The organism is Chelatococcus asaccharovorans (assembly GCF_003201475.1).
In the GTDB taxonomy this organism is placed as follows: domain Bacteria; phylum Pseudomonadota; class Alphaproteobacteria; order Rhizobiales; family Beijerinckiaceae; genus Chelatococcus; species Chelatococcus asaccharovorans.
The window spans coordinates 294,202-307,663 of the sequence record NZ_QJJK01000007.1; the positions used below are offsets into that span (position 1 = coordinate 294,202).

The 13,462-nt window shown below is 63.6% G+C and carries 14 protein-coding genes; 10 read left to right on the forward strand and 4 right to left on the reverse strand.

Going from position 1 to position 13,462, the window contains the following annotated elements; all coding sequences use genetic code 11:
* Window positions 1-13: 13 nt before the first annotated feature.
* On the reverse strand, window positions 14-1,000 hold the full coding sequence (locus tag C7450_RS18100; RefSeq protein WP_170147301.1) for a heparan-alpha-glucosaminide N-acetyltransferase: 987 nt from the start codon (window positions 998-1,000) through the stop codon (window positions 14-16).
* 292 nt (window positions 1,001-1,292) lie between these two features.
* Between C7450_RS18100 and eda the strand changes: the two genes are divergently transcribed.
* The 3 genes from eda (at window position 1,293) to C7450_RS18115 (ending at window position 3,701) form a co-directional block, all read left to right on the forward strand.
* On the forward strand, window positions 1,293-1,934 hold the full coding sequence (gene eda / locus C7450_RS18105) for a bifunctional 4-hydroxy-2-oxoglutarate aldolase/2-dehydro-3-deoxy-phosphogluconate aldolase (protein WP_110376001.1): 642 nt from the start codon (window positions 1,293-1,295) through the stop codon (window positions 1,932-1,934).
* A gap of 206 nt (window positions 1,935-2,140) precedes the next feature.
* Complete coding sequence (locus C7450_RS18110) at window positions 2,141-2,767, forward strand: cold-shock protein (protein WP_110375848.1); 627 nt, start codon at window positions 2,141-2,143, stop codon at window positions 2,765-2,767.
* 421 nt (window positions 2,768-3,188) lie between these two features.
* The gene (locus tag C7450_RS18115; protein WP_110375849.1) at window positions 3,189-3,701 is read left to right on the forward strand and encodes a DUF192 domain-containing protein; all 513 of its coding nucleotides are present in this window, start codon (window positions 3,189-3,191) and stop codon (window positions 3,699-3,701) included.
* On the opposite strand, the gene C7450_RS33605 is transcribed toward C7450_RS18115, so the two are convergent.
* Window positions 3,679-4,074: a hypothetical protein gene (locus C7450_RS33605; RefSeq protein WP_146227388.1), complete on the reverse strand. Its 396-nt coding sequence runs from the start codon at window positions 4,072-4,074 to the stop codon at window positions 3,679-3,681. The genes C7450_RS18115 and C7450_RS33605 overlap by 23 nt on opposite strands.
* A gap of 419 nt (window positions 4,075-4,493) precedes the next feature.
* On the opposite strand from C7450_RS33605, the gene proS reads away from it, so the two are divergent.
* The 5 genes from proS to C7450_RS18140 all read left to right on the forward strand — a co-directional run bounded on the left by proS (window position 4,494) and on the right by C7450_RS18140 (window position 9,697).
* The gene (gene proS / locus C7450_RS18120; protein ID WP_110375850.1) at window positions 4,494-5,816 is read left to right on the forward strand and encodes a proline--tRNA ligase; all 1,323 of its coding nucleotides are present in this window, start codon (window positions 4,494-4,496) and stop codon (window positions 5,814-5,816) included.
* A 42-nt stretch (window positions 5,817-5,858) separates the two neighbouring features.
* A complete protein-coding gene (locus tag C7450_RS18125) occupies window positions 5,859-7,142 on the forward strand; it encodes a lipoprotein-releasing ABC transporter permease subunit (protein ID WP_110375851.1) in 1,284 nt (427 codons plus the stop codon).
* A gap of 7 nt (window positions 7,143-7,149) precedes the next feature.
* Window positions 7,150-7,848: an ABC transporter ATP-binding protein gene (locus tag C7450_RS18130; RefSeq protein ID WP_110375852.1), complete on the forward strand. Its 699-nt coding sequence runs from the start codon at window positions 7,150-7,152 to the stop codon at window positions 7,846-7,848.
* Between the two features lie 332 nt (window positions 7,849-8,180).
* Window positions 8,181-9,044 (forward strand): DUF2189 domain-containing protein, encoded by an 864-nt coding sequence (locus C7450_RS18135; RefSeq protein ID WP_110375853.1) that lies wholly within the window; start codon window positions 8,181-8,183, stop codon window positions 9,042-9,044.
* Window positions 9,045-9,241: 197 nt separating this feature from the next.
* Complete coding sequence (locus C7450_RS18140; protein ID WP_110375854.1) at window positions 9,242-9,697, forward strand: hypothetical protein; 456 nt, start codon at window positions 9,242-9,244, stop codon at window positions 9,695-9,697.
* 118 nt (window positions 9,698-9,815) lie between these two features.
* Here the strand turns inward: C7450_RS18140 and C7450_RS34900 are convergent, their stop codons facing one another.
* Window positions 9,816-9,947 (reverse strand): hypothetical protein, encoded by a 132-nt coding sequence (locus C7450_RS34900; RefSeq protein WP_281064276.1) that lies wholly within the window; start codon window positions 9,945-9,947, stop codon window positions 9,816-9,818.
* A gap of 361 nt (window positions 9,948-10,308) precedes the next feature.
* Window positions 10,309-11,181, reverse strand: a complete 873-nt coding sequence (locus C7450_RS18145) for an outer membrane protein (RefSeq protein WP_110375855.1) — start codon at window positions 11,179-11,181, stop codon at window positions 10,309-10,311.
* Window positions 11,182-11,554: 373 nt separating this feature from the next.
* On the opposite strand from C7450_RS18145, the gene C7450_RS18150 reads away from it, so the two are divergent.
* Both C7450_RS18150 and C7450_RS18155 read left to right on the forward strand, forming a co-directional pair.
* Entirely contained in the window at window positions 11,555-12,721 is a 1,167-nt protein-coding gene (locus tag C7450_RS18150; protein WP_245449890.1) for a Ppx/GppA phosphatase family protein, read from the forward strand.
* A complete protein-coding gene (locus C7450_RS18155) occupies window positions 12,721-13,452 on the forward strand; it encodes an RlmE family RNA methyltransferase (protein WP_110375857.1) in 732 nt (243 codons plus the stop codon). Before C7450_RS18150 ends, C7450_RS18155 begins: the two co-directional genes overlap by 1 nt.
* Window positions 13,453-13,462 lie beyond the last annotated feature (10 nt).

Below are 13,462 nucleotides of genomic sequence, written 5' to 3' on the forward strand. Positions count from 1 at the left end.
TCGGGACCGATCCTCACGGCGCCGGGCGTTCCGCGCCGGCGCGGCATTGCCGGAATGCGCCGCTGAGCTGTTGCCGCTCCTCGGGTTGAAGGCTGTTGGCGTTCATCTTGTCCCACATATCCAGGCGGGAGATGGCATCGCTGGCGCAGCTGCAATAGCGCGAGCAGGTGGCGGCATCGCTGCCGTTGTCGATGCAGGCCCTGGCGCAACTGCGCTGGAAGGGCGTGGTGCGGGCGGGCTCTGCCACCTGCACGAAGGCCCAGAGCAGGCCGAGCAGCACGAGTTGATGGAGGAGATAGATGGCGAGGCTGTGCCGCCCGGCAAAGACGAGGCCGCGCCCCACGGAACCCGGCGCCTCCTGTCGCAGCCAACCCGGCAGGGGCGGGCGCCGCAGGAGGAGCTGGGCGATCACAATCCCGGACAGCACGCAGCCGAACCACGGCAGGAGCGGGATATAGTCGTTGGTCGAGGGCACGCGGGTCGCGAGGCCGAGCCAAAGCAAGCCGGGCGCATTGAAGAAGGCCGAGGACGCGAGCGCGGGCAGCGCGAAGGCGATCGCCGCAGCGATTGCCGTCACGATTGAGGGCAGTCGCACGAAGGCCAGACCGAGCAGGCTCGTCAAGGCGATGGCGTGGAGGATGCCGAAGAAGATGAAGCTGTCCGGAAAGAGCAGATAGGAGCCCAGCGTGACCGCCGCCGCGGCCAGCGCAATGAGGCCGAGGCGGCGCAGGAAAGGACGCCAGCGGATCCCGTCGCCGTGGGCAAGGACCAGCCCGACACCGACGAGGCCGAGAAAGGATCCGGCGATCATCTGGGCGAAGAGACGCCATCCCGGCGCCGTGGCGACATCCGTGGCCACGAGGCCGAAAAAGCTCAAATCCCAGCTGAAATGATAGATGACCATCGCCACGATGGCGACGCCACGCGCGACATCGACCAGCGGGAGGCGGGGGCGCGGCGGGCGATGCGGCTGGGCTGGTGAAGTCGGGGGGAGGTCCACGGAAGGCCCTTGATCCATGCTGGCGCGCAATCGTTACAGGCAAGATCAGAGATGTGACAGAGTTCGACTGATTCTGACACAGCGCGCGCCAATCGCCCGGTCACGGATGGCGCGTCATGGATCACGCATGGATCACCCATGGATCACCCATGGATCACCCTTGCATCGCCCTTGGATCGTCCCCGTCCCATAAGGCATAGTGACGGACGTCGCCATCGGTCGCTATGGTCCGCGGGTTACCACGGGCCACATGGCCACGGGCCGTTTCGAACGCGTGAATGGGATTGGACTGATGCAAGGTTATGTAGAGCGTATCCGGCGGTGCGGCGTGGTGCCCGTCGTCACGGTTCCCGATATCGAGGCCGCAGTCCCTCTCACGCAGGCCCTTGCCGATGGCGGCATCGACGTCGTCGAGCTGACCCTGCGCACGGCCGCCGGCCTCAAGGCTGTAGAAGCCGTCGCCCGCCAATGCCCCGATGTGCTCGTTATAGCCGGCACGCTGACGCTGCCGGAGCATTTCGCGGCGGTCAAGGAGGCGGGCGCAGCCGTTGCCGTCAGCCCCGGCTTCAATGAACCGCTCCACCATGCGGCGGTCGCGGCCGATCTGCCGTGGCTGCCGGGCATCGCAACCGCGTCCGAGCTGATGAGCGCCATGGCGCTCGGCCGTTCGCTGGTGAAGTTTTTCCCGGCAGGTCTCGCTGGCGGTGTCAAGATGCTGAAGGCGCTCTCCGGGCCATTCCCGGACGCCACCTTCTGTCCGACCGGCGGTGTCGATCCGGACAATTTGAAAGATTATCTGACCCTGCCGCAGGTGGTCTGCGTCGGCGGTTCATGGCTCGTTCCGCTAAAAGCTGTCACTGAGCGCAACTGGGGACAAATTCGCACGCTTGCTCAGGAAGCGCGCGATCGCGTGGACGCCTTGCGCGGTAACTGAGTGCGGGCTCTCTGCAACCTCTAACGTTCGGGAGTGCAACGGAAAGTTGCACTCCCCCTGTCGTTTTTTCTTTTCCCCGTGCAATAAGATCTTAAGATATCTCCATGGCGGGCGGTCCAACCGCATGCCTTTCTGACTTTGCCGCCTTGGACGCGATGTTATTCTCGCGCTTGTAAATTGACATTTGTGATTCGGCTGGTGGTTCAATGTCCAACGATTTTGAAACAAGTTTAATTGGTCCGCACATCGGACAACAAAAAGCAGACGAGGCAGTTTCCGGCCTCACCCAATCCGACGTTGCCGAAGGAGACCGTGCGCTCGATCTCATTGAGGTGGTCGGGCGCATCAAATGGTTCGACGTTTCCAAGGGGTTTGGCTTCATCGTTCCGGACAACGGCATGCCGGACGTGCTTCTCCACGTATCCTGCCTTCGCCGCGACGGCTACGAGACCGCCAATGAAGGCGCTCGCGTGGTCTGTGAGGCGGTGCAGCGCTCCCGCGGGCTGCAGGCCTTCCGCATCATCTCCATGGATGAAACGTCGGCGATCCATCCCTCGGAGCTGCCGGCGCGCACCCGCGTGACCGTTGTCCCCACGAGCGGGCTCGAGCAGGTCGAGGTCAAATGGTTCAACCGCTTGCGCGGCTTCGGTTTCGTGACCCGCGGCGAGGGGACGCCGGACATCTTCGTCCATATGGAAACGCTGCGCCGGTACGGTCTGATGGAACTGAAGCCCGGTCAGATGGTGCTCGTGCGTTTCGGCAATGGCCCGAAGGGCTTGATGGCCGCGGAGGTTCGGCCTCTCGACGGCGGCATGGCCCCCGCGTCGCATTGAGCCGCAGATCCTGATTCATTTTGTTTGATTTTACGACCAAATTACTGATTTTATTCAATTTTGTACAATGATCGGCGGGCAGGCGATTGTTCAGCGCAGGGCCCGTCGTGATGACAGGCTGTCGGGATGGATCGACGTCACATCCCGGCCTGGCGCGGCCCGGTTGGATTTTTCAAGGCCCGCTGACAGGAGCGCCCGTTTGGCTTGCACAGGCACGGGCAGCGCTTGCGTTTCATGCCTTCAATTGCGTTTCATGCCTTCAAGGCACTGCGTCATGCCGGTGCGCTCAACCGTGAGCGACAGCGCGTTGGTCCCTTTGCGCCTGGGATGTGATAGTGAGGGAGGCGCGATCGAGATGAGGTGTCTTGTCAGCGACGGGGGCATAAGCAACCATCGCCGCGTTCTGGCTTAAGAGGGTCTCATGGTCGTGTTCACCGGGTTCGCTGCGGCCTTTAAGCTTCTGTTGGTCTCGGCGCTGCTGGCGCCGCTCGTCTGGATTCCGCCCGCGCAGGGCCAGCCGCATCCGGGCGATGCCATCATGCTTGTCAATGCGCAGACGGGGCTCGAGGACCTCACGATCTCCACAACGAGCGGCAGACATGCCTTTTCCGTCGAGGTGATGCGCACCGCGGCGCAGCGAGGCCGTGGTCTGATGGAGCGGCGCTATCTGCCTGCCGATCGCGGCATGCTCTTCGACTTTCAGGAGGTGCAGCCCGTGACCATGTGGATGAGCAACACCTACCTGCCCCTCGACATGCTGTTCATCCGCAAAGATGGCACGATCGCACGCATCGAGGAGCACACCGAGCCGTTCTCCGAGCGGCTTATTCCGTCTGGCGAGCCAGTCCTTGGCGTTCTCGAGCTGAATGCCGGCACAGCCGCGCGGATTGGCGCCAAGCCGGGCGATCACATCAGCCACCCCATGTTCCGTTGATCGGTGCGGTCCGTTGATCAGCCTCGCGCGCAGCGGGCACTGGAACTGAGGCCGCTCGACGCGGGCCTCCGCGTGATCGCGGCCAAGACCGTTCACAAGCTCCCACATTGCTCGAAAATTCAAATAATATCAGCGAGCTATGTCGCGATTTTGAATCATTGTCTGCGAAGATGAAATGCGTCTCGGGGCCTTGACAACAGGCGCTTGCGCTTCGCTCAGAAAAAAAAGCAAGGCTTTCGCCTTGCTTCGAGAATGGATTTTCTTTTATCGCCTTTCGATGCAGCGCCTGCACGCCTTTTTCTGAAACGGCGATATTTCCTCCCGAGACCTGGACCGTATCCTGATACCAGTTAATCCCGGTCAGGACATTCATCCGCCACAATCCATAGTCGATCTAAAAGGCGTTGTCATCCTTTTGAGCATAGCATGCCTGCATTTTTTGCAATTGCGCATCACGCCATGCCGGACGCATGCAGCGCAAAGCAAAGTCGGTACCGAAAATGCCTGCACATTGGGCGTCGACGTGGTGGATCGGAGCTTTGGCAGCCGCGCGTCTGCCGCAATCGGCGGTAAGTCTGTGGGCCGTCGCGATCCGCTGAGAGGCGCGTAGGCGGGCCGTCGCACGACGTCGGGGGGAGCGCTGCGCGACGCGGCGATGGTGTCGCCGAACGCGCGGCGAATGGCCTGCAGACGCCAATATGCCGGGGACTGCTTGTATTTTCGGCGGTAGAGGTGTTGTGTCGATCCTCTCGAATCTCAATGATCGTCTTAGTCTCTTGATGCAAGGTCCCGATGCGCCTCAGCCGCTACTTCCTTCCCGTCCTGCGTGAAACGCCCAAGGAGGCGGACATTGTTTCCCACCGTCTGATGCTGCGCGCGGGTATGATCCGCCAGGAATCGGCCGGAATTTACGCTTGGCTGCCGCTCGGCCTCAAAGTCCTGAACAGGATTTCGGCGATCGTCCGCGAGGAGCAGAATCGCGCGGGTGCCGTCGAGCTCCTCATGCCGACCATCCAGTCGGCGGAGCTGTGGCGCGAATCCGGGCGTTATGACGCTTACGGCAAGGAAATGCTGCGCATCGCCGACCGCCATGAGCGCGAGATGCTGTTCGGCCCGACCAACGAGGAAATGATCACCGAGATCTTCCGGGCGTCGGTCAAGTCCTACAAGGATCTGCCGCTCAACCTCTACCACATCCAATGGAAGTTCAGGGACGAGATCCGGCCGCGCTTCGGCACCATGCGTTCGCGTGAGTTTCTGATGAAGGACGCCTATTCCTTCGACCTGGACAAGGAGGGCGCGCGCCACTCCTACAACAAGATGTTCGTGGCCTATCTCAGGACGTTCGCGCGGCTCGGCCTGCGCGCCATTCCGATGCAGGCCGACACGGGGCCGATCGGCGGTGACCTCAGTCACGAGTTCATCATCCTGGCGGATACGGGCGAAAGCGAAGTCTTCTGCCACAAGGATTTCCTCGACTTCCCCATCCCCGGCGCCGAGACCGATTTTGACGATGTCGCCGGGCTCCAGGACATCGTCGATTCGTGGACCTCGCTCTATGCCGCGACGTCGGAGAAGCACGACGAGGCGCGCTATGCCGCCATCAGCGAGGGCGACAAACTCTCGGCGCGCGGCATCGAGGTCGGCCACATCTTCTATTTCGGGACCAAGTACTCGGCGCCGATGGGCGCCACCGTGACCGCGCCGGACGGCCACGAAGTCCCTGTTCACATGGGCTCCTACGGCATTGGGCCGTCGCGTCTCGTCGCCGCCTTGATCGAGGCGAGCCATGACGAGAAGGGCATCATCTGGCCGGAGCCGGTGGCCCCCTTCGATGTCGCGCTCCTCAATCTGAAGGTCGGCGACGCCGCGACCGACGAAGCTTCGCTCAAGATCTATCATGCGCTCGGCCTGCGTGGTCGTGAGGTGCTGTATGACGACACCGACGACCGGCCGGGTGCGAAATTCGCCACCGCCGATCTGATCGGGCTGCCCTGGCAGGTCGTCGTCGGCCCGAAGGGGCTTGCCGACGGAAAGGTGGAGGTGAAGCGGCGCGGCAGCGATGAGCGCGAGCTTCTATCCGTCGAGGAGGCTGTCAACAAGGTCGCTGGTTGATCCCCGCGTCTGTGTAATCGAGGAGCCGGAAACGGGTAAAGAATGAGCGCAGAACCCGGATCGGATTCGACGCGTCCCTTCGCTGGTTTCGAGTGGATGCTGGCATCGCGTTATCTCAGGGCGCGGCGGCGTGAGGGATTCATCTCCGTCATCGCCGGCTTCTCCTTCCTGGGCATCATGCTGGGCGTGGCGACTCTCATCGTCGTCATGTCCGTGATGAACGGTTTCCGGGAGGAGCTCCTCAGCAAGATTGTCGGCGTGAACGGGCATATTTTCGTGCAGCCGATCGATCAGCCCCTCACGGACTATGCCGCGGTTGCGCAGCGCATCGCCGGCGTCGACGGCGTGACGCTGGCGGTTCCCCTCGTCGAGGGGCAGGCGCTCGCCTCTGCCTCCCAGAGCGGCAACAACGGCGGTGCGCTGGTGCGCGGTGTCCGGGAGCAGGACATCAAGCACATTCCCTTCATCGCGAACACGATCCGCGAGGGCACCCTCGCCGGATTCGACGAGAAGGGAGGGGTCGCCATCGGCCGCCGGCTCGCCGAGTTTCTCGGGGTGCGGGTGGGCGACAGCATCACCATCATCTCGCCGCGCGGGTCTGCGACGCCGATGGGTGTCGCGCCGCGCATCAAGTCCTATCCCGTGGTGGCGGTGTTCGAGATCGGCATGTCGGAGTTCGATGGCTCCTTCGTCTATATGCCGATGCAGGAGGCGCAGGCCTTCTTCAACCGTGACGGCGATGTAAGCCTCATCGAGGTATTCCTGCGGAACGCCGATGACGTCGATACGGCCCGCGACCGCATCGACGCGGCGGCCGGCCGGCCGATCATGATGAGCGACTGGCGTCAGCGCAACCGGACGTTCTTTTCGGCCCTCGAGGTCGAGCGCAACGTGATGTTCCTCATCCTCACGCTCATCGTCCTCGTGGCGGCGCTCAACATCATCTCCGGCCTCATCATGCTGGTGAAGGACAAGAGCGAGGACATCGCCATCCTGCGGACGATGGGGGCGACGCGTGGCGCGGTCATGCGGGTGTTCCTGATCACCGGTGCCTCGATCGGCATCGTGGGCACGATCGCGGGCTTCTTCCTCGGGCTCGTCATCACGCTCAACGTGGAGCGGATCCGCGCCTTCATGTCCTGGCTCACCGACACCAATCTCTTCCCGGCCGAGCTCTACTTCCTCAGCCGGCTGCCGGCGGTGATCGAGCCGGGCGAGGTCGTGACGGTGGTCACGATGGCGATCGTGCTGTCGCTCATAGCCACGCTCTATCCAAGCTGGCGGGCCGCACGGCTCGATCCTGTCGAAGCCTTGCGTTACGGGTGACCTGGGAATGAGTCCATCTGCGCCCCCGCCGCCTGCCTTGTTCCTGTCCCGGGTGGAACGTCGCTATATCCAGGGAACCGCGACCCTCGACATTCTGCGCGGCGCCGATTTCGCGGTCTGGCCGGGCGAGATCGTGGCGTTGGTCGCCCCGTCCGGTACGGGAAAATCGACCCTGCTGCACGTGGCGGGGCTCCTGGAGCGGCCGGATGCCGGCGAGGTCTATATCGGGGCAAGGCCTACGGTCGAGCTGGACGACAGCGAGCGCACCCGTCTCAGGCGCGTCGACATTGGCTTCGTCTATCAGTTCCATCATCTTCTGCCGGAATTCTCGGCGCTCGAGAATGTGGTGCTGCCGCAGCTCATTCGGGGCCTGGATCGCAAGGTGGCGGGGCAGCGTGCGACCGATCTTCTGACCTTTCTCGGCATCGGGCAGCGCCTGAAGCACCGTCCGGCGGAATTGTCCGGCGGCGAGCAACAGCGCGTCGCCATTGCCCGCGCGGTTGCCAACGGCCCGCGCGTGCTCCTCGCCGACGAGCCGACGGGCAATCTTGATCCCGGTACCGCCGACCACGTCTTCCATACATTGATCGCCCTGGTGCGTGCATCACGCGTCGGCGCCGTCATAGCGACCCACAACCTCGACCTCGCCAGGCGCATGGACCGGCGCGTCACGATCCGGGATGGGATCGTCATGCAGATGGATTGAGCTGGCTCGGCTCAAGGCGTCGGCCTGAAGCACCCTTCGGATTTACCCGCCTTGCCTCGCCGCGCCTTCACGTGTGCCAGGCCGGCCGAACCTTAATCATGGTCATTCACGACGCTGAGGCGTATGATCGCTCTCATCGTCGCTGTGGTGGGGCGGATCGGTGCCCGATCCCCGGCGTCGGACGTTCGGGGAGGAGCGCCCGCTCGCCGGAACAGATCCGTACCGTTCGGTCAGGCATAACGGCCCGTCCCGAAGCTGGGCAGCCGGCCTTCGATCGAATGCATCGCCTTGCGCCAGCGGCCCTGCGGACTGTTCGTTCGGGAGTGGGCGAGATGACGATACGCAATCCGGTCGAGTGGATGTGGGACCAGTTGAACCAGACCGCGCAGGTGGCAGGCGGGTTTGGGCATGCGATCTATCATCAAGGCGATGCCGTTCGTGCGCGTCGGCTGCCTGTCAATCGCATCGGTTTCAACGATCTCCGCGAGGCTCTGCGCCGAGGGTGGCAGGATTTCATCAGCTATCGCTCGGATGTGCTGTTCGTGATGCTGATCTATCCGATTGCAGGGCTCGTGCTGAGCCAACTGGCAGTCGGCCGCTCTATGCTGCATCTCGTCTTCCCGCTGGCGTCAGGCTTTGCCCTGCTCGGTCCGTTTGCCGCGACCGGGCTTTACGAGGTCAGCCGGCGTCGCGAGCTGGGGCAGCGGGGCGGCTGGTTCGAGGCCTTCAAGGTCTTCTCCTCGCCGGCTTTTGGCTCGGTCGCGATGCTCGGTCTCGCCATGACCCTGCTCTTCCTGCTCTGGCTTCTGGCCGCGATGGTCGTCTACCATTTCACCCTCGGGCCTGCTTATCCCTCCTCCATGGGGCAGTTCATCGCCGATGTGTTCGGCACGCCGGCGGGCTGGGCGCTGATCCTCATCGGCGGCGGCGTCGGCTTTCTCTTCGCGCTCGTGGTGCTGGCGGCCGGCAGCATCTCATTCCCGTTGCTGATCGATCGGCATGTCGGCATCGTCGCGGCCGTGGCAACCTCGGTGCGCGCCTTCACGACCAACCCTATCCCGATGTTGACCTGGGGCGCGATCGTCGCCGGGACCCTCATCCTCGGCTCGCTGCCGCTTCTTGTGGGCCTGATCGTTGTCATGCCTGTCCTCGGCCACGCGACCTGGCATCTCTACCGACGCCTGACCGCGCCTTAGAGCAAATCCGGCAAGGCTTTACGGCGTTCTGACCGAATGCCGTAAAGCATTTGGTAACCATGATCAGGCGATGCGAGGTCTTCGGGCACAGCAGTGCAGTCATAGCCTGAATTCCCTCTCTGGTTGCAATCCTATGGTGGGAACAATCAAATTTCCGGCCGGTTCTCCTGATGCCATTGGCAACAGGAGTTATTGCTATGAAGTCATTTCTGATTATCGGTATTGCCGCGGCCGGTCTCATTGCCGGTGCCGCCGAGGCCTCGGCGCAGACCTATGTCGCCACGACCCCGGTCGTTGCCACGACCCGGGCCGTTGCGGTCGCGGGCTACGGCGCGACCGCCGTCGAAGGCGTTCTGCCCACCGTCGCGAGCGGCCTCAAGGTTGTTCCCGGCAGCATCGTGCCGTCCTATGTCCCGCTGACGCATACTGCCAGCGTGATCCCGGCGACGGGCTACGTGTCATTCGCACCCGGCATCGGTCATCTCGAATGGCTTCCCACCGGCACGGGTTTCATGCGCCTCGGTGTGCGCGGCTGGCATCGCCATGTGATCATGCCGGCTCTGGCAGGCTATTCCTATTTCATCTCGCCTGACCGGAAGATGGTTTTCGTCGACCCGGTCAGCCGGCATGTTCTGCGTATCATCGCGCTCTGACGGCGAGGACGGCCTCTGTCGGCTGCATCCCGCGTCGGCCTGATGCTTGCCGCCTGCGAATCAAAAACGGCGCGCCTTCGGTGCGGGCGCGCCGTCCTCATGGGAACAAGCGTCTGTCTCAGCCGAAGTGACTGACGGTGAATACGCCGATGAGCACGAGAGACACCACGATCGTGGAGATGAAAAGGCTCATTGGCATGCCGGATTCCTCCGGTGTGCCGGCCGCGGCATGGGGTTCTGTCGTGTCCATTGGTGGGCTCCGTGCAGACAATGGCGGCAAGCGCCGTCAGGATTTTCATCGCGCACTATGGCGAAGCTCCGTTGTCTCGGCAATCGCCAAGATCGGCCATCACCAAGATCGGCCATCGCGAAGATCGGCCATCGTGAAGATGTTCAGATGGTGTGATCGCGCAGAGTTGCAATCGGCGAGCCCCTGGCGCGGCCTGCCACGCTGACAGGCGCCACGCTGCCCAGTTGCCCCGAGGCCGGTTGGCGGCGCGGCGCATTGCCGGTGTGGTCAAAAGCCGATGGCCGCAACCGCCCGCACGTTGAGGACGCGCGGGCGGTGGCAGCCGGAATCCCTTGGGGCGTTCAGAAATCCCTTGGGGCGTTCAGAAACGGTAGTTCACACCCGCGCGGATCACCTGCGCCGAGGACGAATTCCGGGCGCCGAAGGCAACACCCTCGGTCGCCGGATCGAGCGGCGCCGCCGCCACATTGCGCGCTTTCAAGTGGATGTGAAGGAACTCCCCCTTCATCGAGATTTGGTCCGTGACGGCATATTCCGCACCGCCGCCGAGAGTCCAGCCGAAGCGGTAGCCCGATCCGTTCCGGCCCATTGTCCCGAAATGGCTGATTGTCTGTGCCGTTGCGGCAGCGTTGGCTTGCGCAGGAGCGGCGCTCGCCTCCGTGATGGCGAGAAAGCCCAGGGATCGCTGGCTGGCGCGGGCAACAGCCAGGCCGCCGGTGCCGTAGACCATGAACCTGTCGAACACGGCCCAACCGATGCGCGGGCGCAGCGTTGCCACCCAATGCAGCGACTGGCCGCTGCGCATCGCCGCATCGATGGTGTCCCCGGTCTCTCCATTGGCATAGCGCGCGAAAGCGATCGCGTCTCGGCGCATCTTGAGCGCATTGATGTCGGCCTCGACACCGAGCACGATCACGCCCGTCTGGTAGTTGTAACCGGCCTGCGCGCCGCCGGTGAAGCCGCCGCGGTCACGGCTGGTGTGGCCGAGAACGGCGGTGAAGGCCGGGTCGGCGGCGGTGTAACCGCCCCGGCCGGCCCAGCCGACCTTGGTGCGCAGCCGCCCTAAGGCATAGCCCGCGTTGACCCCGGCATAGGGACCGGTCCAGGTGAAAATCGGAGGAATGGGCTCCGGCGGCGGGACGGGAGGTATCCCCAGATCCGCCGCGAAAGCACTGGCCGTGCCTCCAATGGCACCGAAGAGTACGAGTACTGTCCTGAGATGGCCCATATTCATTGTCTGTCTCGCAATCGGATTATGGTTAATGAAAGTAAAAATGTAATATGTAGAAAAAATATCCTTTAGAATGAAGTATCTATGCCTCGAAATGGGATGGCATTGCAATCAATGCGCAGCTGCATGTTGATCGCGTATGTGGATATATACAAAGATCAGTTTTTGACGTGATGATTGACGAACGGATCCGGGTTGAAAGACATGGTTATGTGTATATTTTACCGTTAATTAAGCCGCCGCTCGCTGTTCTGAAGCGAAATCATGGCGAATGGGTGCGTCCGCCGGACCGCGCCATCGCGCCACTTCGACCGGTTAACGCTTGGCATTGCATCCATTGCACTGCTACTCTGACCGAGAATGAGAGCGTGGCGAGGTGGCTGGTCCTCGGCCGCATGCCGCGCAAGGATTTACGGCCGTGGTGGTCATGGATGATGCAGGCGCCGACAGCATTGCTGTGCTGGCGCGACAGAACGATGCTGTGGAGGGGCTTTCTCTGCAGATCAGAAAGCCGCGCAGACGCGGTCGCCGCCGGCGCTGGCGCCGCAGCGGGGTGCGGGCGGATACCTATGCCGCGCTTGATCTCGGAACCAACAACTGCCGGCTGCTGGTCGCTGAGCCGACCTACAGGGGCTTTCGTGTCGTTGATGCGTTCTCGCGGATCGTGCGTCTGGGCGAGGGGATGGCACGTGCCAACCAGCTCGGGGAGCCGGCGATTGCCCGCGCCATTGAAGCGCTCAAGATCTGCCGCGCGAAGATCGATGCCAATGGGGTGGCGCGCGCGCGCCTGATTGCCACGGAAGCCTGCCGGGCGGCCGTGAATGGCCCGCAATTTATCGAGCGCGTCGAGCGCGAGACCGGACTCGCGCTGGAAGTGGTTGATCGGCAGACCGAGGCCTATCTTGCCGTCACGGGATGCGCCAATCTTGCCGACCCCGATGCCGATGCCGTGATCGTGTTCGATATCGGCGGCGGGTCCACGGAGATCATCTGGCTCGAAGGAGCGGCCGCATCCGGGCGGCTCGAAACAAGTGAGCGTGTGCGCGCCTGGGAATCCATGCCGACCGGCGTCGTGACGCTCGCGGAACTGCATGGCGGCGCCGATGTCACACGCGAGTCCTTCGAGGCGATGGTGTCGCATGTGGCGCGGCTCGTTGCAGGTTTTGCGGAACGCGCCGGCATCGCCGCGTCGAAACGCGGGTTCCATCTGCTCGGGACATCCGGGACGGTAACGACCATCGCCGGGGTCCATCTCGCCCTGCCGCGCTACGATCGCCGGCGCGTCGACGGCTTGTGGATGGCCGACAGCGAGGTGTCGGATGTCATCGACCACCTCCTCGACACCGGCTACGACCAGCGCATGGCCAATCCCTGCATCGGGCGCGAGCGTGCGGACCTCGTCCTGGCCGGCTGCGCGATCCTGGAGGCGATCCGCCGCGCCTTCCCGAGCGAGCGCCTGCGGATTGCCGACAGGGGCTTGCGCGAGGGCATCCTCATGACGCTTATGCGCGAGGACGGTGTCTGGCGTGGTGGATGGGGTTGATGAAGCAGAAGGGTTCGGATGAGGCGCCACGCGCGCTCAAGGTGCGCGTCAAGACGGCGGGCAAGCGCACGCTCGCGTCGCAGAAGTGGCTCGCCCGCCAGTTGAACGATCCCTATGTCGCGCGGGCGAAACGCGAAGGCTATCGCTCGCGGGCAGCCTTCAAGCTCATCGAGATCGACCAGAAGCACCCTATCCTCAAGCGTGGACAGCGTATCGTGGATCTCGGGGCGGCCCCCGGCGGTTGGTCGCAGGTGGCCGCCGCCAAGGTCGGCATCAACGGCGCCGGGGAGGGGCCGGGGCGTGTCGTCGGCATCGATCTCCTGCCGATCGATCCCTTGCCGGGCGTCGATTTCATCCAGCTCGATTTTCTCGCCGACGAGGCGCCCGATCGCCTGATCGCGCTGCTCGGTGGTCCCGCCGACGTCGTCCTGTCGGACATGGCGGCCAACGCAACCGGTCACAGGAAGACCGATCATCTCAAGATCATGGGCCTCGCCGAGACGGCGGCCGACTTCGCCCGCCAGATTCTGGCGCCGGGCGGCTCCTTCCTGGCGAAGGTGCTCCAGGGCGGAACGGAGAACGCCCTTCTCGCCGATCTCAAGCGCGATTTTCGCGACGTGCGCCATATCAAGCCTGCCGCGAGCCGCTCCGATTCCGCGGAACTCTATGTGCTCGCGATGGGGTTCCGGGGCCGCGGCGCTCCGAAGGCCGCTGAAGCCGCCGGTGAGTAAGGCGCGCCGG